This is a genomic window from Corynebacterium sp. TUM25015, assembly GCF_056393505.1.
Genome location: NZ_CM150783.1, coordinates 2,015,529 through 2,033,323 on the forward strand (window position 1 = coordinate 2,015,529; position 17,795 = coordinate 2,033,323).

General features: G+C 62.2%; 19 protein-coding genes. 3 read left to right on the forward strand and 16 right to left on the reverse strand.

The features are described 5' to 3' along the window. Nucleotides 1–92 precede the first annotated feature (92 nt). From mutM to AC06DS_RS09155, 10 genes are all read right to left on the reverse strand, one after another. Entirely contained in the window at nt 93–956 is an 864-nt protein-coding gene (mutM, locus tag AC06DS_RS09110; protein ID WP_477100584.1) for a bifunctional DNA-formamidopyrimidine glycosylase/DNA-(apurinic or apyrimidinic site) lyase, read from the reverse strand. Beyond that, nucleotides 949–1,683 carry a ribonuclease III gene (gene rnc, locus AC06DS_RS09115; protein ID WP_476727547.1) on the reverse strand — a complete coding sequence of 245 codons (735 nt, stop codon included), beginning with the start codon at nt 1,681–1,683 and terminating at the stop codon, nt 949–951. Before rnc ends, mutM begins: the two co-directional genes overlap by 8 nt. Nucleotides 1,684–1,711: 28 nt before the next feature. After that, nucleotides 1,712–2,251 carry a YceD family protein gene (locus tag AC06DS_RS09120; protein ID WP_473963159.1) on the reverse strand — a complete coding sequence of 180 codons (540 nt, stop codon included), beginning with the start codon at nt 2,249–2,251 and terminating at the stop codon, nt 1,712–1,714. Nucleotides 2,252–2,269: 18 nt separating this feature from the next. Then, nucleotides 2,270–3,004: a DivIVA domain-containing protein gene (locus AC06DS_RS09125; RefSeq protein ID WP_293789973.1), complete on the reverse strand. Its 735-nt coding sequence runs from the start codon at nt 3,002–3,004 to the stop codon at nt 2,270–2,272. A gap of 59 nt (nt 3,005–3,063) precedes the next feature. Further along, nucleotides 3,064–3,549: a pantetheine-phosphate adenylyltransferase gene (gene coaD, locus AC06DS_RS09130; protein ID WP_477100585.1), complete on the reverse strand. Its 486-nt coding sequence runs from the start codon at nt 3,547–3,549 to the stop codon at nt 3,064–3,066. Between the two features lie 10 nt (nt 3,550–3,559). Then, nucleotides 3,560–4,129: an RsmD family RNA methyltransferase gene (locus AC06DS_RS09135; RefSeq protein ID WP_477100586.1), complete on the reverse strand. Its 570-nt coding sequence runs from the start codon at nt 4,127–4,129 to the stop codon at nt 3,560–3,562. Nucleotides 4,130–4,148: 19 nt separating this feature from the next. After that, nucleotides 4,149–4,382: an acyl-CoA carboxylase biotin carboxyl carrier protein subunit gene (locus AC06DS_RS09140; RefSeq protein WP_448307576.1), complete on the reverse strand. Its 234-nt coding sequence runs from the start codon at nt 4,380–4,382 to the stop codon at nt 4,149–4,151. Nucleotides 4,383–4,408: 26 nt separating this feature from the next. Next, on the reverse strand, nt 4,409–6,574 hold the full coding sequence (locus tag AC06DS_RS09145) for an ATP-dependent DNA helicase RecG (RefSeq protein ID WP_477100587.1): 2,166 nt from the start codon (nt 6,572–6,574) through the stop codon (nt 4,409–4,411). A gap of 3 nt (nt 6,575–6,577) precedes the next feature. After that, nucleotides 6,578–8,083 (reverse strand): DAK2 domain-containing protein, encoded by a 1,506-nt coding sequence (locus tag AC06DS_RS09150; RefSeq protein WP_477100588.1) that lies wholly within the window; start codon nt 8,081–8,083, stop codon nt 6,578–6,580. Between the two features lie 158 nt (nt 8,084–8,241). Continuing rightward, nucleotides 8,242–8,742, reverse strand: a complete 501-nt coding sequence (locus AC06DS_RS09155; RefSeq protein WP_448307573.1) for a VOC family protein — start codon at nt 8,740–8,742, stop codon at nt 8,242–8,244. Between the two features lie 13 nt (nt 8,743–8,755). Here AC06DS_RS09155 and AC06DS_RS09160 point away from each other — a divergent pair, with 13 nt between their 5' ends. Then, nucleotides 8,756–9,223, forward strand: a complete 468-nt coding sequence (locus AC06DS_RS09160) for a MarR family winged helix-turn-helix transcriptional regulator (protein ID WP_408925560.1) — start codon at nt 8,756–8,758, stop codon at nt 9,221–9,223. Here AC06DS_RS09160 and AC06DS_RS09165 read toward each other — a convergent pair. Together AC06DS_RS09165 and AC06DS_RS09170 are read right to left on the reverse strand one after the other, a co-directional pair. Next, entirely contained in the window at nt 9,220–9,918 is a 699-nt protein-coding gene (locus AC06DS_RS09165) for a uracil-DNA glycosylase (protein WP_408925559.1), read from the reverse strand. The genes AC06DS_RS09160 and AC06DS_RS09165 overlap by 4 nt on opposite strands. Before the next feature lie 9 nt (nt 9,919–9,927). Continuing rightward, a complete protein-coding gene (locus AC06DS_RS09170) occupies nt 9,928–10,926 on the reverse strand; it encodes a thiamine-phosphate kinase (RefSeq protein WP_477100589.1) in 999 nt (332 codons plus the stop codon). Nucleotides 10,927–11,006: 80 nt separating this feature from the next. On the opposite strand from AC06DS_RS09170, the gene AC06DS_RS09175 reads away from it, so the two are divergent. Then, complete coding sequence (locus AC06DS_RS09175; RefSeq protein ID WP_477100590.1) at nt 11,007–12,119, forward strand: DUF3515 domain-containing protein; 1,113 nt, start codon at nt 11,007–11,009, stop codon at nt 12,117–12,119. Nucleotides 12,120–12,344: 225 nt separating this feature from the next. Here the strand turns inward: AC06DS_RS09175 and AC06DS_RS09180 are convergent, their stop codons facing one another. Continuing rightward, nucleotides 12,345–13,448 carry a D-alanine--D-alanine ligase family protein gene (locus AC06DS_RS09180; protein WP_477100591.1) on the reverse strand — a complete coding sequence of 368 codons (1,104 nt, stop codon included), beginning with the start codon at nt 13,446–13,448 and terminating at the stop codon, nt 12,345–12,347. An 81-nt stretch (nt 13,449–13,529) separates the two neighbouring features. Continuing rightward, complete coding sequence (locus AC06DS_RS09185; RefSeq protein ID WP_477100592.1) at nt 13,530–14,534, reverse strand: NAD(P)H-dependent glycerol-3-phosphate dehydrogenase; 1,005 nt, start codon at nt 14,532–14,534, stop codon at nt 13,530–13,532. 104 nt (nt 14,535–14,638) lie between these two features. Between AC06DS_RS09185 and AC06DS_RS09190 the strand changes: the two genes are divergently transcribed. Further along, a complete protein-coding gene (locus tag AC06DS_RS09190) occupies nt 14,639–15,667 on the forward strand; it encodes an NUDIX hydrolase (RefSeq protein WP_477100593.1) in 1,029 nt (342 codons plus the stop codon). A gap of 3 nt (nt 15,668–15,670) precedes the next feature. Here the strand turns inward: AC06DS_RS09190 and leuD are convergent, their stop codons facing one another. Both leuD and leuC read right to left on the reverse strand, forming a co-directional pair. Then, entirely contained in the window at nt 15,671–16,267 is a 597-nt protein-coding gene (gene leuD, locus AC06DS_RS09195; RefSeq protein WP_477100594.1) for a 3-isopropylmalate dehydratase small subunit, read from the reverse strand. Between the two features lie 105 nt (nt 16,268–16,372). Further along, nucleotides 16,373–17,794, reverse strand: coding sequence for a 3-isopropylmalate dehydratase large subunit (gene leuC / locus AC06DS_RS09200; RefSeq protein ID WP_477100595.1), 1,422 nt, complete (start codon nt 17,792–17,794; stop codon nt 16,373–16,375). Nucleotide 17,795 lies beyond the last annotated feature (1 nt).

The window sequence follows — 17,795 nt, forward strand, 5'->3', positions numbered from 1 at the left end:
AATTTACCTGAAACGAGTGCCAAAAATAAATGCACGCGCCTACTTTTCCACCCATCACCGCAGTTCAGGAAGTTCTAAGTTTCGTCACTCCCCTAGCTCTGACATGCCGCACAATAGTGTGTGGAACGCCCACCGACGACCACGCGCTTGATCGGCGCCCCACACTTCCTGCACGGTTTACCGCCGCGGCCATAGACATTCAATGAGCGCGAAAAGTACCCCGACGCACCGTTAACGTTCACATACAGCGCATCAAAGCTGGTTCCGCCCTGTTCAAGGGCACGTTCCATCACTTCTGCTGCTGCATTGAGAATGCGGTGCAGTGTCGGTCGGCTAAGCAGCGCGGCACTGCGTCGGGGCCGCACCCCAGCCAGAAACAGCGCCTCGTCCGCGTAGATATTGCCGATTCCCGAGACGACCTCTTGGTTAAGCAACACCGTCTTAATAGCCGCGCGTTTAGCCTTCATCCGTTCCGCCGCCAGCGCGGCATCGAACGCAGGTTCCAAAGGATCTGCGGCAATGTGCTGGACATTGCGGGGTAAAAATTTTTTTGACGCCCCCTCGGTCTCCTTTGCCCACGGGTCTGGCACGGCCTTTTCCAGCCGCCACTCGCCGAAAGTGCGCTGGTCCACGAAACATAGCTCGCGGCCGTCCGAAAGTCCGGCCCGAATGCGCACATGTCGGGACTGCACCTGGCCGGGTTCGGCCACGAGCATCTGGCCGCTCATACCCAGGTGCACTTGCACGAGGAGATCTTGGCCAAAATCCAGCCACAAAAATTTTCCGCGGCGGTGAACGGCGGTACAGGTGGCGTCACGAAGAAAAGAAACAAGCACATCCGGGTCGCCGGAGCGAACGGCGCGCGGGTGACAGACCTCGACGTCGGTAAAGCGACGGTCGACGAGGTGCTCTTCGAGGCCGCGGCGGACGACCTCAACCTCGGGTAGCTCAGGCACGCTCTTTAAGCTTCTGCACGGCCTGCTTGGCGGCGGCGTGCTCGGCGACCTTCTTGGTGTGGCCTTCGCCGTGGGCAACCAGGTCGTCGATGGTGACGGTGGCGAAGAAGGTCTTGTCGTGCTCCGGGCCTTCGCCACGCACCTCGTAGGTGGGCAGGGGCAGCTTCATGTCGGAGAGCTTCTCCAGCAGCACGGTCTTCCAGTCCATGTTCAGGCCAGTCGTGGGGGCCTCGGTAATCATGTCGGAGAAAATACGCAGCACTGTGGCGCGGGCGACTTCGAAGCCGTGGTGCAGGTAGATCGCGCCGAGCATGGACTCTACGGAGTCCGCCAAAATGGAGTGCTTGTCCTTTCCTCCGGTCAGCATTTCGCCTCGTCCGAGCAGGATGTACTCACCCATTCCCAGGCGGCGGGCCACACCGGCCAAGGCGTACATGTTGACCACTCCGGAGCGCATCTTGGAGATGTCGGATTCCGAGCGATCGGGGAACTGACGGTACAGCTGCTCCGCAACGGCCAGGCCAAGCACGGCATCGCCCAAGAATTCCAGACGCTCATTGTTGGGCAGGTTACCGTTTTCGTTGGCGAAGGAACGGTGCGTCAGCGCCAGGCACAAAAGGTCATCCGGAAGATCTACACCCCAGGCTGCAAGCAGCGGGGTGTGGTCGGACTTGCCGTAGGCGGCGTTGAGGGCGGCTTCGCCGGTTAGTCGGCGTTTACGAGCCATGTGGTTTTAGATTGCCTTTCTCGATGCTTTAGAGGTTCTTGAATTTTTCCAGCCCGGCCCAGCGCGGGTCCGGCCGGTCCTCTTCCTCAGCTTCCTCGCTGATGCCATCCGGTGCCGGGGTATCCTCGCGGCATTCGGCGCCAAAGTCCGTGCACACGGGGCTAAAGGGTGCATTCAGGCCGGCTTCGTCGATCACCAGCTGAGAGATATCGATGGCATTGTCGTGCACCAACAGCGGTTCGTCGACGTCGTCCTCATCATCGGAGCTGTCGTCGGTGGTGATGAAGTCCGGGGTCAGGCCGAACACATCGCTGATGGAATATTCCAGGGTGGTGGAAAGCTTCTGCAGGCAACGGGAGCACGTGCCCGTGGCTTCACCGCTTACCTGCAAGGTGGCCATAATCGCCTCGCCCAAGTTCGCCAGGGTTCCATGAACTTCGACGGGCGCGCCCTCGGCTACGCCCAGCATGTTGCCGCCCCACGGTACTGGTGACGCCCCCTGGGCGTCGACCGGCTCGCTGAGTCCAGTTGGGATGTCGCCGACTGCAAGAACGAAGGGGTTACTCATACCCCTATTTCTACCCGTCTAAAGCTGTTGACGGTAACCGTGGGGGTCGCCGTCGTTCTGATAACCGGAGGCGCCGGCGCCCTTGCGCAAGGCGGAGCGGTCACGATTGACGGTGCGCAGTGTGGTGGTGAGGGTCTCCTCGAAGTCTGCCAGGGTGGAATCGACGTAGCGGTCGCATTCGGTGCGCAGGCGGTCGGAGTCCGCGTGGGCGGATTCAATGATGCGCTTGGCTTCGGCCTGTGCATTGCGCACGACTTCCGACTCGGAAACCAAGCGACGCTGCTCGGCCAGGCCTTCGTCGACGGAGCGTTGGTAGCTGGCGTTACCTTCGCTGACCAGGCGCTCGGCCTCGTCGGCGGCACGGCTGGTTACCTGGTCATACTCGCGACGGGCATCGCTGACAAGGCGATCTGCCTGATCCTCAGCCTGCGCGACGGTGTTGGTAGCGCGCGTCTGGGCGTCGTTGAGAATCTGATCAGCCTGATCCTGGGAGTCCTGGACGATGGCATTAGCTTCGGAGTTGGCGTCGGCGATAGTCGCATCGGCTTGGTCGCGGGCGTCGGCGATGATGTCATCGCGGTGGTCTAGGACGTCCTGCGCATCATCCATTTCGATGGGGATTGCGTTGCGCATTTCGTCGAGAATGTCCAGCACCTCGCGGCGCGGAACCATGCAGTTAGAGGTCATGGGCACGCCATAGGCCTGCTCCACCATTTGCTGTAGGTCATCCATACCCTGGAATGTCTTGTACATGGCCTCCACTGTGCCATCACTTGACCTCAAGTACAGGTTTAGACACGGCTTTGCGTGCGTTAGCCGCGGAACTTCTCCTCCACCGCAGAAACCACCGGCTCGGGCAGCAGACCGGAAACATCACCGCCGTACTTCGCCACTTCCTTGCACAAGGTGGACGAAACATACCCATACTCCGGGGAGGTCAGCAGGAAGTACGTCTCCGCCCCAGAAAGGCGCTGGTTCATCTGCGCCATCGGCAGCTCGTACTCGTAATCCAGGGAGCTGCGCAGCCCCTTGACCATCGCCTGAATATTGTTTTCCTTTAGGTAATCCACCAGCAGTTTGTCCCAGGTATCCACAGTGATGTTCTGCGGGCCGTTCGGGATAGCGGAGATCGATTTTTCGATCAACTCGATACGCTCTTCAGCGGTGAACAGGCCATTCTTGTTCGGGTTATATGTCACCAGAACAACGACCTCTTCCCAGTTGGCCGCAGCACGGGTGAAGATATCCAGGTGACCCAGCGTGATGGGGTCGAAAGATCCAGGGCAAACTACTCGCATGGCACCTAACCTAACCCTCGCCCCGCCAAATCGCCATGTCGAAGCGGGCGATGCCATAGGTACGCTTCTTCAACTTCTGCCCAGTCGGCTCAAAGCCCTCCGGCCACGCGGTCTCCGGTGAGGCACTATTGCGTTCGACCACCACCACGGCGTCCTTCGTAAGAACCGGAATGAGAGCTTCCACCATCTCGGCAACAGCCTCATCGGCGAGCTCGTAGGGCGGGTCGGCCAGCACCATGGTGTAGTGATTGCGCGGTGCTGCGGCTAGGAAGGATGACGCCTTCGCCTCCACTACCTGCAGCTTCGCCTCAGGCACGACGTGCGCATTGTCCCTAATCACCTTGATCGCCACGGCGCTACTATCCACCAGCGTGACCTCCCTGGCTCCACGGCTGGCAGCCTCCAAACCCAGGGCACCGGAACCGGCGAAAAGATCCAGCACCACTTCATCAACAAAGCCGAAGCGAACCTGCAGGGAGGAAAACAATCCTTCGCGGGCGCGGTCGGAGGTGGGGCGCGTGCCCGCCGGAGGAACCTTGATACTGCGTCCGCGAGCCGTTCCAGAGATGATGCGTGTCATTGCTTTGCGTTCAACCTGCCTATTTGTTTACTGCTGTGTCTTCTGGCGCTTCAACCCTTAACAGGACGTCCCCGCCGTGCACGTCCACATAGTCCTGCGAGTTGCTTCTGCGCACCACGCCAGGCCCCGGCGCGAGGACGGGCGCTTCCAGCTTTAGCGATTCCACCGTGCACAAAACATCACCCGTGGCGACGGCATCACCGTCGGCGACGAGGAAGTGCACGACTCCCGCAAATGGGGCACAGATTTCCATGCCCCAGAGTCTAGCAATTGGGGTGACTAGTTCCTTTCGATGAAGTCCTGATCGTCGATCTCGATGTCCACCACCAAGGAGCGCGCTAATTGTTCGTCGTAAGCCACCAATGCTTCGGCGTAGTCGCGGGCCGACTCAATCACCTCGCCGTCGGTGCTGAGGTCTAGCAGACGCGCCCTCCGCGCCGAGCGTCCCGACTGATCCTGGCCGAGGATATCCCCCTCGGTGCGCATCTTGAGGTCCTCTTCGGCAAGGCGGAATCCATCATTACTGTCGGCCACCACCTGGAGGCGATGGAAGGAAGGACTATCCGGTGCGGCGGTGGTGTGCAGCAAGCACAGCGAATCCCGCCGTCCACGGCCGATTCGCCCGCGTAGCTGGTGGAGTTGGGAGAAGCCGAAGTTCTCGGCCTCCAGAATCATCATCATGGAGGCATTGGGCACGTCCACGCCGACTTCAATGACTGTGGTAGCAACCAGAACGTCGATCTTCCCGGCAGCGAAGTCCTGCATGACCTCGTCCTTGTCGGCCGCGTCCATTTTGCCGTGCAGCATTGCCACGCTGCAGCCAGGCAGCTCTTGCGTAGCGATGCGCTCGCACCACTGTTCCACGCCGGAGTAGCCGTCGATTCGGGGTGCCACTACATAGGCCTGTCCTCCGGCTTGGATTTCCTCCCCCATGCGCTCCCAGGCGCGACGCACCCAGCGCGCTTTGTCAGCGGGCACCACCACGGTTTCAATATCACCCCGACCACCGGGTTTGCCCACCAAGGTAATGGGAGTCAGGTCGCCGAACATCGTCATACCCACCGACCGCGGAATCGGAGTCGCGGTCATCACCATCATGTGTGGAGTCGCATCCACCGGCGCTGATTCCCGCAGTTTGTTGCGCTGCTGCACGCCGAAGCGATGTTGCTCATCCACCACGACCATGCCAAGCCGATAAAACTCCACGGAGTCCTGAATCACCGCATGGGTACCGACCACAATGTCCGTTTGCCCCGAAACCAGGTCCAGCAAAGTGCGTTGTTTATCGGCCTGCTTCTGGGAGCCAACCAACACGGATACTCGCACATCGGTGTTCTCCAGCATCTTCACCAGGTTGCGGGCATGCTGCACGGCCAGAATTTCCGTCGGGGCAACGAAGGCGCACTGATAGCCGGAATCCACCGCCCACAGCATGCTGATCAGCGCCACCATTGTTTTGCCGGAACCGACCTCTCCGTGCAGTAGCAGGTTTGCCGGGGTGGTTCCGCCAAGGCGGGAGCCGATATCCTCCAGCGCCATTTTCTGTCCCGCACTGAGGTCAAATGGCAGCCCTGCAATCAGCTTTTTCACGTTCTCGCCCGGCGCGAGCGCCATGCCGGTGCGCTTGGTGGCGTCATTGCGCCGTAGAGCCATGACCAGCTGCAGTTCCAGCGCCTCGTTGAACTTCAACCTTCTCCGGGCAGGTGCGGGGCCGGCCTCACTGGGTTGGTGAATCTGCCGGAGCGCATCCGCGAAGCTAATCAGCGGGCGCCCCTTTCCGTCGACGGGCCAGGCAGGCGCGCCGGGGTTACGGCGTGGCAGCGGCAGGAATTCGCCGGGTTCGTCCATCACCCGCAGCACGTGATCCATCACCCCCAACATCTCTGCGGTGGACGTACCGGGGCGACGCTTGTAGCCCGGCATCCACGGCTTGGCCAAGAGCTCCTGTGCAGCGGTTTCGGAACCCATGACATCCACGATGGTCTTCAGCGGTCCAAACATGCCGAATTCGGCATCCATCGCAGGGAGGATGGAGACATAGCTGGGGTTTTTCAGCTCCCACTGGCCATTGAACTCGGAGAGCTTGCCGTGCAGGAGCAGCATCGAACCATTTTTTATGCGGCTGCGGTGGTAGGCCACGTTCCCAAATAGTGCAGAGCGGAAATGCCTGCTGCCGTCGGTAAAGGTAAAGGCCAGGTATTTGCGCGGCCCGCGCCCGGAGTGGTTGTCCCTTTCCTCCACGCTGAGGATCTCCCCAGCGCAGGTGTACTTCTCCCCCACTCGCAACTCATCCAGCCCTTGAGGTGAGCCGAGGCGCGCGTACGTTGTGGGGAAATTCAGTACTGCATCGGAGATCGTCTTGATGCCCGGCTTATCCGCCAGCCGTTTGGCGCGGTCGTTGGAGATCGCCACGGAAAGCGGACGCGAATCCTGCCACCCCAGCATGGGCTATTCCACCCCGATCTGCACCAGGCGCGGGTCGCTGTCGCTTCCCAGCAGCTCGATGCGGTGATCGTCGATCTGCACGTCCGGGTAGAGCTCCGCGAAGGTGGCTTTCAGGTGGTCGATGGTTTCTTGGTCGGTGGCAGGGCGGCTCCACAGCAGGGTGACTAGTTCACCGCCATCGGCCAGCATGTCACTCAAGGTCTCAACCATGCTCTCGGGCGGACAATTGGCGTAGCGCTGCGCGTCGACCGCGTCGATCATCTCTTCGACGTTGTCATCCCAATCCACGGTGGGATCGTTGACCGCCAGCGCTGCCAACCCTCCGACCAGCGATTTCGTGTCAATAATATCGATTTCCCGCGTTCCGTCGAGGCCCTGCAGCGCCGCGACGTCCTGCCCATTGGTCAGCACTGCCACCGGGCCGTTGCCTAGCTGATCCATCGCGTCTTTCAAGGTTGTGCTGTTTGGTGACGCCACAGCCACCGCACCTGCAGCTTCAAACAACTGCGCAACCCCACCGGTGGGCGTGAGCGCCACGATGGACGGCGCGCGGTTATCCGTCGAGTGCTGGCGGGGAGCCTGGGCTGGTGTGCTCTGTGTTCCCGAAGCGGCAGGTTCCCCTGCTGCGGGGAGCACCTCGATGCGCAGCTCGGTGACGGCGCCCAGCCCGAAGGCCTTCTCAATCACTTCCCCGGCCTGGTCAGTGTGCACGTGCGCAGTGCCCGCTTCCGGGCTCAACGGACCAACGATCACGGAGTTGCCGTAGGTCTCCAGGAGTTCCCGCAGGGCATCCAGGTTCCCCTCGAAGAAGAACATCACCTCGACTTCTTGCTGGGTTCGGTCGTGGTCGGGCGTGGGGGCGTCCTCAGTAAAACCAGCACCGTCCAGCACATCGACCAGGGCCTGCAGGATCACCACCAGGCCTCGGCCGCCCGCGTCGACAACACCGGCCTCAGCGAGGACGGGCAGCTGGTTGGGGGTATCGGCCAGGGCCTGCTCGGCGGCGTGCAGCGCGCGGGAAGCTACGGCGGAAAGCTGCGGATCACCATTGTGGGCGGCGGCTGCGGCGGCATCGAGGACGGTGATGACGGTGCCCTCGACGGGCGAGGAAATCGCCGCGCGGACGAAGCCCACCGACTGCGAAAGGGTGTCCGCCACGGCGGGACCATCGATGTGCCCCTGCGAAGCTGCTTCGGCGAGCGCGCGCAATACCTGACTGAGCACCAGGCCGGAGTTTCCACGGGCGCCACGAACCGCGCCGGTGGCCAGGGCGATGGTGACCTCGGGGAGGCTTGCGCCTTCCTCCAGCGCATCGACCGCCGAAACTGCGGTGGTCATGGTGTGCGCCATGTTGGAGCCAGTATCGGAATCCGGGATTGGGAAGACGTTCAGGGCGTTGATTGCCTGGCTCTGCTCGCGCAGCCGGCTGGCCGAAAGGCGAGCCCACTGGGCGACAATGCGCGCGTCGAGCTGAGCGGGCGCCTGATTGGCCGGTTGTGCTTCTGCCACCGGTTGCGCCTCTGCCTTCCTGGATTTCACTCCCACTACCCTAGCGAACCAGCCGGACAGCAGGGCGGTTTACGGGATCGTGGCGCGTTATTCCTTCCGTGCCAGTGATGTAGATCTCCCGCATCCAACGCGAATCCAGGTGGGGGGGGTTGACTTGTTTATCGTTCACCCAGAGAGCACATAGTCTCCATGAGAGTGCTGTAGACGGCACTCGGCTCGCTATCGTGCCACTCGGTGTCACTGTCGCGCTCGTCCTGGTTTTGCGGTTGAGCCGTCGGCTCGTAGAGCCACCAGAGGTTTTGCCACGGATCAAGAAGTCTTGCGAGACGATAGCCACCGTAGAAATCGCTAGTTGGAGTGACGACGCGGCCTCCTTCCTTTACAGCCCTATCAAGGCACGCCTGGGCGTCAGGAACGTAGACCTGCAGGAGGGCTGGCGTGAACGGCCAATCTTGCTTTCGATCACAAAGCATGATTGTGGCATCTCCAACCATTACTTCCGCATGGATGATCGAACCATCTCGATCCGGCGTGCGAACATGCGCTGCTTCTCGACCATCGAAAACTGTTTCCACGAAGTGGATGAAGCTCACGGAGTCGGGGACGATAGCGAAGGGATTTACTGTGTTGTGTCCAGTCGGGATTTTCAACGAAGTCATGTATACATAAAATATGAATAATTCGAGCAAAGTCAAGTACCGCCAAGGCGCTAGTTTCCTGTTGGCCACACTTGGACGCCGCGCCGAGAGAGCATGGGCAGCTCTCCTCACAGAGCAGGGAATTACCACCGCGCAGTTCACAGCCATGGCGGCGATCGCGGAAGGCGAACGAACGCAAAACGACGTAGCAATGGTTACAGCCGTTGACCCGCGAAACATCGGCGCCACAATCAAAAAGCTCACGGCGGTGGGGTGGGTTCAAGCTCGATCAAACCCCGCCGATGCGAGATCACGACTCCTCTGTTTGACACCCGCTGGCCAGCAGTGGTGGGACGATGTTCAGCCTGCCCTACGTCAAGGACGTGACTCATTTTTCCAGGGACTCACCCATAGAGAGTTGACCAACTTGGAAGAACTCCTCGGAAAACTCGAGGCCGCACAATCCGACAAAGAAGCGAACGGACCCGGCCATCGTCGCTAGAGCCGCCAGTCGACGGGCGCGCCGCCGGAAGCCTGGAGGATCGCATTTGCCCTGCTGAAGGGACGCGAACCAAAGAAGCCTCGATAGGCGGACAGCGGCGAGGGATGCGGGGACATCACGCAGCGCTCCGCGCCGATCAGCGGAGCGAGCTGCTGGGCCTGCTTGCCCCACAGGATGGCGGCGAAGTGCGGGTTGGCGGCAACCTGGCGGACAGCGGCCTCGGTGATGGCCTCCCAGCCGCGACCGCGGTGGCTACCGGCATTGCCCGCCTGCACAGTGAGCACGCGGTTAAGCAGCAGCACCCCACGGTCGGCCCACGGGGAAAGATCCCCGTTGGAGGGGGCTGGCAGGCCGAGGTCGTCTGTGTACTCGGTGTAGATATTCTTCAGCGACTTCGGCAGTGGCTCGCCCGCGGGCAGCTCCGCAGAGAACGCCAGCCCCACGGAATGTCCGGGCGTGGGGTACGGATCCTGCCCAACGATCAGCACTTTCACCTGGGTAGGGTCGGACTCGAAAGCCCGCAAAATTTTTTCGGGCGCGGGCAGGACCTGCGCTCGTTGTCCCGCCTGCACCTGCTGGGCCACCAGCTGCCCCTCAGCCAGCGCACCCTCCAGCACCGACTGCAGCCCCGGCAGGTACCACGCCGGGTGGATGCGCTCGATCAGCTGGTGCGCTTGTTCTCGTACGGAATTCATGCCTGCTCCTTACACCGACTGCCAGCCAGATGAAAACGGCGGGCGGCCGCCGTCGACCAGCACGTAGTCCACCCCGCCAGGCGAGTCCTCCCCAACCTCATCCGAGAGGCTGCGAACAGTCCCGATGCGGCGGTAGCCACTGGGCATGCGGGCGTCCGTAGTTCCAAGGAGAGTATGGTCCTCACCGCCGGTGTAGATCCATTCCAACGGGTTCTTGCCCGTCATCTGCGCAGCATGGCGTAGCTTTTCATCCGGCACCAGGGCGGCGCTGTCGAGGTCCAAGCACACCCCGGAACGCTCCGCGATATCGGTGAGGTCCACGATCAGCCCGTCGGAGTTATCCGTCATCGCACTAGCGCCCGTGGCCCTAGCGACGGAGCCGCGCCCCGGCTGCAGGCGCGGGGCACAGTGCCAATTGGCCAGCTCCTGCAAGATCGGATCATCGACAGGGATCGCCTTACGCGAGCCATAGTGGCGCAGGATTGCCAGCCCCGCCGCGCTGTAGCCGATTGGCCCACTGGCGATCACGCGCTGGCCCACGCCCGCGCCATCCAGCGTCAACGCATCGGCAGGGCCAGAGATCTCCCCCAGCGCGGTAATAGAAATCACCAGATCCTTGCTGGTCACCACGTCACCACCGACGAGTTCGGCAGCCCATGGCGACGCCGCCTCGTCGATGCCGCGGGCAATATCCGCAACCGTCTGCAACGGCAGATCCCCCGGAGTGGCAATAGCCATGAGGATCGCAGTGGGGCGTGCCCCCATCGCCTGAATATCTGCGAAGTTCTGCGTCACCGCTTTCACCCCGACCTCCCACGGAGTTGAGTAGTCGAAAGTGAAGTGTCGGCCCTGCACGAGGATGTCCGTCGAGCACACGTGGCGTGAATTTGTGCCTGTTGGCTCCAACACTGCGGCGTCATCGCCATTAAGAGAACTCGGCGCGGCGTTGCGGATCGCCGCGATGGTAGCGGCCTCGCCTGCCTCGGCGACAGTAAGTTGAGTACGCATGCGAACCTTTCCGTGGTTGCGGTGATGCTTGGGTTCCAATGCTTGGGTTCCCGCGCTTAGTCTAATTAAGATGGTGCGCTATGAGTGACGAAGCCTCCTCCCCCGTCTCCACCCCGCGGTACCTGATCATTCTGTCGACGGTGCTTGCCGTGGTGCTGATTATTGCGGTGATCACCGCAGCGAAGATCACGGTGGATCGGAAGGTGTACGCGCCGGTGGCGCTGGGGCCGGTGGATGCGCCGGAGGCGTCGTCGCAGGTCTGCGCCGATTTTGTGGCTGGGTTGCCGGAGGAAATGGATCGCTTCCGTGCCGTTGAGGTGCGGGATCCTAGGCCGGACGGCACGGCGGCGTACCGCGATTCTTCGGGTTCGGAGCTTTCTGTGCGCTGTGGGGTGAACGTGCCCGACCAGTACTCGGAGTTGTCGCCCGTGGTGTCGGAAGGCGATACGCGCTGGACCGCCGTCTCGGATGCTACTCCTGGGTCTGACCTGCGGACGTGGTACGCGGTCGGCGGTTCGCCTGCGGTTGCGGTGACTGCGTCGGCGGATGTCGGCGATGCCCTCGGTGCGGTGGGGTCTGCTCTTTCCTCTGTTTATGACGCCAACTCTCCAGCAAAGCCCGCCCCCTACCCACTGTCCGATGCTGCGGTGGCTGGCGGTTCCGGATCCCGCGAGGCCGGCGGTCCCACTTCCGGCGGCGCGACCGAGTCCCCTGCATGCCATAAGTTCCTGGGATCTCTGCCGGAGGCACTGGGCGACTGGCGTTTGGTCCACAGATCCGCTGGAGGATCGGAAAAGGGTGCTGACCAGGACAAGCAGGGTACTGCCCTGGTGAAGCCTGATCTCCTTCCCGATGGACTGGACCGGTCTGTGTTGGAGAAGGCTCCCAGCGGATCGGCTACCTATCTCGCCGAGGAGCAAGAACCTGTGGTGATTCGCTGTGGCCTGGCTATGCCTAAGTCCTATGCCCCGGGTGCACAATTAACGCAGGTAAACAAGGTTCCCTGGTTCTCTGATCCATCTCTTTCCCGCGGGTCGACCATGGGGCGTTGGTTTGCCCTGGGCCACGAGCAGGTCATCGGCCTAGCCATGCCGCAATCTGCTGGCAACGAGGTGATCTCTTCCGTTTCAAGTGCGATCTCTACATCCCTGAAGAATACGGAGAAGGCTGGGAGCTCTGCTCAGTCGCGCTAACCTCTTTCCCTTTCAGCGACACCGGCCCCTCAGGAGTGGGTGCCCCAGGGGGATGTCGCTAAAACGGGAAAGTGCCCACGCGCCGATAAGTAGCCCACCAAACTGCAAGCCCCTGACCTGGGCTTTTGTTTTATAGACAACCATTACCGGTAACAGATTCCCGATCTAGCGACATTCGGGACTCGTGAGCAGGTTAAAAGGAGCCCGCCACAAGGTTCCCCAGGCCTAAGCCAGCGCCCGGGCAATCAGCGCGCTGACCAGGTCGCCGAAGCTGATCCCCTCAGCCGCGAACATCTTCGGATACATCGAGATCGGCGTAAATCCAGGCATGGTGTTGATTTCGTTCAGCACGGGCCCGTTCTCCGTGGCAAAGAAGTCCACGCGCGCGATGCCATCACACCCCAGCGCATTGAACGTGCGAATCGCCAGTTTGCGCACCTCCGTCACAACGTCCGCAGGTAGCGGCGCCGGGATGGTGGCGGAGACGGTCGAATCGACATACTTGGCGTCAAAACCATAGAACCCTTCGGCTCCATCCTCGGTGCCGTTCAGCATGGCAGGAACCGACGAGACGATCGAGCCATCCGCATATTGCAGCACACCGCACTCAACCTCGGCGCCGTGAATCATCGCCTCCACAATCACTTTGTTGTCATGGGAAAAGGCCAGGTCAATAGCCGCGCCTAGTTCTTCCCAGCTATCCACCTTGGAAATGCCGATGCTCGACCCGCCGCGCGCCGGCTTCACAAACACCGGCAGCCCGAGCCGCTGCTTTTCTTCAGCGGTCAGATCGCGTGGCTGGAATAGAATCAGCTCCTCGCCCACCGGAATCCCAGCTTCGCGTGCCAGCCGCTTGGTGAAGTCCTTATCCATGCCCGCAGCGGAAGCTAGCACGCCATTGCCGACGTACCGCACGCCCGCCAGATCCAGCACGCCCTGCACGGTTCCGTCTTCGCCATTTTGGCCGTGCAGTACCGGGAACACCACATCTACGTGCGCAAATACCTCGCCAGCCTGCGGGCCGGTCACGTAGCGCATCTCCCCCGCCGCAGCCGAGCCAGCCCCACCGAATGTCAGCTGCACGTGTACGCCGGAATCCTCTACGCGTGGCATCTCGCGCCCATTGGCTCGCAGCCGGGAAGTATCGGTCGTCCCCGGCACCCACGCGCCCGCCTCAGTGATCCCCACCGGCACGACCTCGTAAATCTCCGGATCCAGGTGGTCGATCACCGCGCCCGCGCTAATGCAGGAGACGGAGTGCTCAGTCGATTGCCCTCCGTACAGTACGGCGACAGTGGTACGTGCGTGCTTCTTGGCTTGGTTACTCACGGTGTTTTACCTTAGCTGTTTTTCTGACGCCGCATTCCCACCGCCCCGCCACTTCGACCCGACTGCCAGTCTGCCTGTGACTTACTCGGCCTTCCGGCTGCGGCCGAGCAACCCCATCATCACCTGCTGCACGTCTGCGCCTTCGTGGCACACTCCCACCACGGCTTCGGTGATCGGCATTTCCACGCCGACTTTCCCCGCCAGCTCGAACACGGACTGACTACTGACCACGCCTTCAGCGACTTGTCCCTTGGTGGCTTTGGCGGCCTCTTCGAGGCTTTCGCCCTTGCCGAGACGCTCGCCGAAGCTGCGGTTGCGCGAGAGCTTCGATGTACACGTGGCCACCAGGTCGCCCATGCCCGCCAGGCCGCTGAGCGTGCGCGCGTCGGCGCCGACTTCCAGCGCTAAACGGGTGGTCTCCGCCAGGCCGCGAGTGATCACGGTGGCGGCGGTGTTATCGCCGAATCCCATACCAGCGGCAATGCCCGCCGCCAGAGCGATGACGTTCTTGCACGTGCCGGCGATTTCACAGCCGATGACGTCCGTGTTGGTGTACGGGCGGAAGTACGGCGCCGCCACGGCGGCCTGGATCAACTTCGCGCGGTCCATATCCGAACATGCCACTACGGTCGCAGCGGGTTGTTGTTCGGCAACTTCGCGCGCCAGGTTCGGACCAGTCAGCACAGCCACGCGTTCGCCGGGCACGTTCGCCACCTCGGAGATCAGCTGGCTCATGCGCAGCCCGCTGGAGTGCTCGATGCCTTTGGCCAGGCTCACCAGGGAGGCATCCGCGCCGATGAGATCCTGCTCTTTCCATTTCTGCAGGTTCCCGCGCAGGGACTGTGAGGGCACGCCCAGCACCACGATCTCCGCGCCGTCGAGCGCCTCGGCGGGGTCACTCGTGCCGGTCAGCGAGTCAGGCAGCTCAATGTCCCCCAGGTAGGCACTGTTGCGGTGGTTGTTGCGCACGTCGTCTGCGACTTCGTCGCGCCGTGCCCAGAGACGGACTTCGTTGCCGGCGTCGGCAAAAACTTTGGCAACAGTCGTGCCCCAGGATCCCGCACCCATCACCGCTACTTGCACCATGTCGCTTTGTTGCCTTCCCGTCTGCTGTGGCTTCAGTTCGAAATAATTTTTGGGTTCGTTATACGATTGTCGGCAATAGTCTATCGAAAGGGATCCCTTTAAAAGTGATCACTCACACAGGAACTGGCGATCTTTCTACGTCCCTGGCCATGTCGCGGCACGATCAGGGGCATGTGACCCGCATCGGATCCCGTCCCAGCGAAGAGTTCGCTCGCCCTACCTTTGCCGCCGGCGCGGTTATTTGGCGCTTTTCTGGTGACGCCGCAGACTCCACTCCTTCCGCCCCCGAGTCCACGGACGTGGAGATCGCGCTGATTCACCGTCCTCGCTACGACGACTGGTCGTTGCCGAAGGGCAAGGTTGATCCGGGTGAGAATCTGCCGGGTACCGCCATGCGCGAGATTTTGGAGGAGACTGGCTTTGAGGTGCGTTTGGGCTGGCTGTTGGGCTATGTCCACTACCCCGTGGGTTCCCGCACGAAGGTGGTTTATTACTGGACTGCCCAGCACCTTTCCGGTGAGTTCGAGGCCAATGATGAGTCCGATGAGCTGCGTTGGGTTTCCCCCGCCGAGGCGAAGGAGCTGCTGAGCTATGAGGCGGATCTGAAGGTCGTGGATGCGGCTTTGGGTCTGCTGAAGTTGGGCTGCGATCGCCGAGTGCTGTATGTCCGCCATGCGAAGGCGCATGCGCGTGAGGGGTGGGCTGGTGACGATGATCTGCGTCCTTTGAGCAAGAAGGGCCGTCGCCAAGCGGAGCTGCTGGTTTCCGGGTTGTCGGGTTACCGCCCGGAGGCGATTTCCTCTGCCGTGCCGGTGCGTTGTGAGCACACGGCTGCGCCTATTGCTGAGGACTTGGGGCTGGATGTTACTTCTGACGCCAACCTGGGCGATGCCGGTTGGGCTGCCGATTCGGATGCAGCGGTGGATGCGTTCCACGCCGCCACGACCGCGCCTGTGTCGATGGTTGTTGGCCAGGGGACTGTGATCCCGGGTGTGCTGGCCCGCGTTGCGGGCGAGCACGGCGTGGAGATCGAGGATATGCGGGTGAAGAAGTCCAGCACGTGGGTGCTGCACTTCGCCGGCGATAAGCTGCTGGGGCTGGACTACTTGGCCAGCCCGTTGGCTGTGAAGTAAGCGCTAGCTGGCGGGCAGGGTGCGTGGCTTGAAGCTGGCGCGCTGGGATTCGAAAGCCTCAATGGCCTCTTCGTTGCGCAGGGTCAGGCCGATGTCGTCCAGGCCTTCCATCAGGCGCCAGCGGGTGTAGTCGTCTACGTCGAAGCCGAAGGTGTGGGTGCCCAGAGTGACTGTGCGGTCTTCCAGGTTCACGGTGATTTCCGCGCCCGGCTGCTGTTCCAGGAGCTTCCAGATCAGCTCGATGTCGCTCTGTTCCATCTGGGCGGCCAGCAGGCCCGCCTTGCCGGAGTTGCCGCGGAAAATGTCCGCGAAGCGGGAGGATAGAACCACGCGGAAACCGTAATCCATCAGCGCCCAGACGGCGTGCTCGCGGGAGGAGCCAGTGCCGAAGTCGGGGCCTGCCACCAGGATGGAGGCGTTCTTGTAGGGCTCCTGGTTCAGAATAAACTCTGGATCCTTGCGCCAGCCGGCGAACAGGACGTCCTCGAAGCCGGTGCGGGTCACGCGCTTCAGGTAGACGGCGGGGATGATCTGGTCGGTGTCGACGTTCGAGCGGTTCAGGGGGGCCGCCACGCCAGTGTGAGTGTTGAACTTTTCCATAGTGCTCTTCTCTGCTTTCTGCTCCCCCACCTGCTGTCTAGGTCGCTGGCGGGGAGGCTCGAAAAAATTTTTGGGCAGGTCTTGTGCGGGTATCTAGCGGTCGGTTTACAGATCCGCTGGGCCTGCGAGGTGGCCCGTCACGGCGGTGGCGGCAGCAACTGGTGGGGAGACCAAGTGCGTGCGCCCGCCCTTACCCTGGCGGCCTTCGAAGTTTCGGTTGGACGTGGAGGCCGAGCGCTCGCCGGGAGCGAGTTGGTCGGGGTTCATTCCAAGGCACATGGAACAACCTGCGGTGCGCCATTCCGCCCCGGCGTCGATAAAGATCTGGTCGAGGCCTTCATCTTCTGCTTGCATCTTCACTCGCGTGGAGGAAGGCACAACGATCATGCGCGTGCCGTCGGCAACTGTGCGGCCTTTGATGACTTCCGCGGCGGCGCGCAGGTCTTCGATGCGGGAGTTGGTGCAGGAGCCCAGGAAGACCGTGTCGATCTTGATGTCGCGCAGCGGGGTGCCGGGCTTGAGATCCATGTACTCCATGGCACGCTCGGCGGCGAGGCGGTCGTTGTCGTTGGTGAAGTCCTCCAGCTGTGGGATGGATTCCGCCAGTGGCAAGCCCTGACCGGGGTTGGTGCCCCAGGTGACAAAGGGAGTCAGCGCGGAGCCGTCGATGTGGACGACGGTATCGAACTGCGCGTCGTCGTCGGTACGCAGAGACTTCCAGTACTCCACGGCTGCGTCCCAGTCCTCGCCCTTCGGCGCGTGCGGGCGGCCTTCGAGGTAGTCGAAGGTGGTCTGATCGGGGGCGATCATGCCGGCGCGGGCGCCGGCCTCGATGGACATGTTGCACATGGTCATGCGGGCTTCCATGGACAGCTTTTCGATAGCCTCGCCGCGGTATTCGATGATGTGACCCTGGCCGCCACCGGTGCCGATCTTGGCGATGATGGCCAGGATCAGATCCTTGGAGGTCACGCCCGGCTGCAGTTCGCCGGAGACCTCGATGGCCATGGTCTTGAAGGGCTTCAGCGGCAGGGTCTGGGTGGCCAGCACGTGCTCGACCTCGCTGGTGCCGATGCCCATGGCGATGGAGCCGAAGGCGCCGTGGGTGGAGGTGTGCGAGTCACCGCAGACGACGGTCATGCCAGGCTGGGTCAGGCCCAGCTGCGGGCCGACGGTGTGGACGATGCCCTGTTCGATGTCGCCCATGGAGTGCAGGCGAATGCCGAATTCCTTGGCGTTGTCGCGCAGGGTGGATACTTGCAGGCGGCTGGTGGGCTCCTGGATTTCCTGCAGGTCGCCGGTCTTCACGCCGACGGTGGGGACGTTGTGGTCCTCGGTGGCAATGGTCAGGTCCGGGCGGTGGACTTTGCGGCCGGCCTGGCGCAGGCCGTCGAATGCCTGGGGCGAGGTAACTTCGTGTACCAGGTGCAGGTCGATGTACAGCAGGTCGGGGCCGCCGTTTTCTCCGGCTGCAACGATGTGGTCGCGCCAGACTTTCTCCGCGAGGGTTAAGGGTTGGTTCGTCACG

Coding starts and splice junctions, on each gene's coding strand:
- AC06DS_RS09175 (WP_477100590.1), top strand. CDS start 11,007: ATGAGTGACGAAGCCTCCTCCCCCGTCTCCACCCCGCGGTACCTGATC.
- AC06DS_RS09155 (WP_448307573.1), bottom strand. CDS start 8,742: ATGACTTCGTTGAAAATCCCGACTGGACACAACACAGTAAATCCCTTC.
- AC06DS_RS09120 (WP_473963159.1), bottom strand. CDS start 2,251: ATGAGTAACCCCTTCGTTCTTGCAGTCGGCGACATCCCAACTGGACTC.
- rnc (WP_476727547.1), bottom strand. CDS start 1,683: ATGGCTCGTAAACGCCGACTAACCGGCGAAGCCGCCCTCAACGCCGCC.
- AC06DS_RS09165 (WP_408925559.1), bottom strand. CDS start 9,918: ATGAATTCCGTACGAGAACAAGCGCACCAGCTGATCGAGCGCATCCAC.
- AC06DS_RS09185 (WP_477100592.1), bottom strand. CDS start 14,534: ATGGTGCAAGTAGCGGTGATGGGTGCGGGATCCTGGGGCACGACTGTT.
- leuD (WP_477100594.1), bottom strand. CDS start 16,267: ATGGAAAAGTTCAACACTCACACTGGCGTGGCGGCCCCCCTGAACCGC.
- AC06DS_RS09125 (WP_293789973.1), bottom strand. CDS start 3,004: ATGTACAAGACATTCCAGGGTATGGATGACCTACAGCAAATGGTGGAG.
- AC06DS_RS09140 (WP_448307576.1), bottom strand. CDS start 4,382: ATGGAAATCTGTGCCCCATTTGCGGGAGTCGTGCACTTCCTCGTCGCC.
- AC06DS_RS09160 (WP_408925560.1), top strand. CDS start 8,756: ATGAATAATTCGAGCAAAGTCAAGTACCGCCAAGGCGCTAGTTTCCTG.
- AC06DS_RS09145 (WP_477100587.1), bottom strand. CDS start 6,574: ATGCTGGGGTGGCAGGATTCGCGTCCGCTTTCCGTGGCGATCTCCAAC.
- AC06DS_RS09170 (WP_477100589.1), bottom strand. CDS start 10,926: ATGCGTACTCAACTTACTGTCGCCGAGGCAGGCGAGGCCGCTACCATC.
- AC06DS_RS09135 (WP_477100586.1), bottom strand. CDS start 4,129: ATGACACGCATCATCTCTGGAACGGCTCGCGGACGCAGTATCAAGGTT.
- coaD (WP_477100585.1), bottom strand. CDS start 3,549: ATGCGAGTAGTTTGCCCTGGATCTTTCGACCCCATCACGCTGGGTCAC.